Origin of the sequence: Paracoccus sp. PAR01 (assembly GCF_014851995.1) — a bacterium.
Classification (GTDB): Bacteria; Pseudomonadota; Alphaproteobacteria; order Rhodobacterales; family Rhodobacteraceae; genus Paracoccus; species Paracoccus litorisediminis.
In genome coordinates this window covers 1-1,267 of record NZ_JACVAW010000076.1, presented here as the reverse complement: position 1 = coordinate 1,267, position 1,267 = coordinate 1, and the positions used below count along the sequence as shown (strand labels likewise).

Here is a 1,267-nt window from a genome sequence, read left to right as displayed (position 1 = left end):
TGAGCTACTCCCCGGAACTCGGACAGTGACGGAAGCTACGATCTGACGTTTGCTGATCTCCCAGAACGAGGAGACCAGGAATGCGGAAACGCAGGAACCATGACGCGGGCTTCAAGGCGCGCGTGGCGCTGGAAGCCGTGAAAGGCGAGCGCACTGTGTCGGAGTTGGCGGCCGAATACGGCGTGCATCCGACGATGATCCACCAGTGGAAGAAGGCCCTGCTCGACGGGGCTGCGGATATCTTCGAGCGGGGCAACAAGAAGTCCGCGGCGGAGATGGACGATGAAACGGTTCGGTCGCTGCATGCCAAGATCGGAGAGCTGGCTGTCGCCAACGATTTTTTGTCCAGAAAGCTCAAGCCGTGGACGGGCAAGTGAGGCGCGGAATGATCGAGCGGGGCCATCCCGCGCTGTCGATCGGGGCGCAGTGCCGTCTGCTGTCGATCTCGCGCTCGTCGTTCTATCACGCGCCGGCGGGCGAGACTGAGATGAACCTCGGGCTGATGCGGCAGATCGACCGGCAGTTTCTGGACACCCCCTTCTACGGCGTCCGGCAGATGACCTGGCATCTGCAGAACGAGGGACACGCCGTGAACCAGAAGCGGATCCGGCGGCTGATGCGGCTCATGAGGTTGATGCCGATCTACCAGAAGCCCAACACTAGCAAGCCGAGAAAAGGGCACAAGACTTACCCCTATCTGCTGGGCGGGTTGCGGGTGGATCGACCGGGCCAGGTCTGGTGCGCTGACATCACCTACCTGCCGATGCGGCGCGGCTTTCTCTATCTCGTCGCCATTATGGATTGGTTTACGCGCAAGGTGCTGGCCTGGCGCATCTCGAACACGCTGGAAGCTGACTTCTGTGTCGAGGCGCTAAACGAGGCTATCCACCGCTTCGGTGCGCCTGGGATCATGAATACCGATCAAGGTGCGCAGTTCACATCCTTCGTCTGGACTGATCGCTTGAAGCGGGTCGGCACCCGGATCTCGATGGATGGCAGGGGGCGTTGCATCGACAACGTCTTCATTGAACGCCTGTGGCGGTCCCTGAAGTATGAATGCGTCTATCTGCACGCTTGGGAGACCGGCTCGCAGGCCAGGGCCGCGATCAGCCGCTGGATCACCTTCTACAATCACCAGCGGCCTCACACCGCCCATGGCGGGAAGCCGCCCGCCGTGGTCTACTTCAACAGCATCGAAACTGATCGGCAGGCGCAGGCAGTAGCTTAAATCAGCCGGAAATCTGTCCAAGGAACGGGGAGTAGCTCA

General features: G+C 60.9%; 1 protein-coding gene. It reads left to right on the top strand.

The annotated features are described in order from the left end of the window. Positions 1–80: 80 nt before the first annotated feature. Positions 81–1,228 (top strand): IS3 family transposase gene (locus IB235_RS24695; protein WP_370577001.1). Its coding sequence is split into 2 segments (ribosomal slippage): positions 81–351 and positions 351–1,228, totalling 1,149 coding nucleotides; the frame shifts between segments, so codons are not numbered across the junction. Positions 1,229–1,267: the final 39 nt, after the last annotated feature.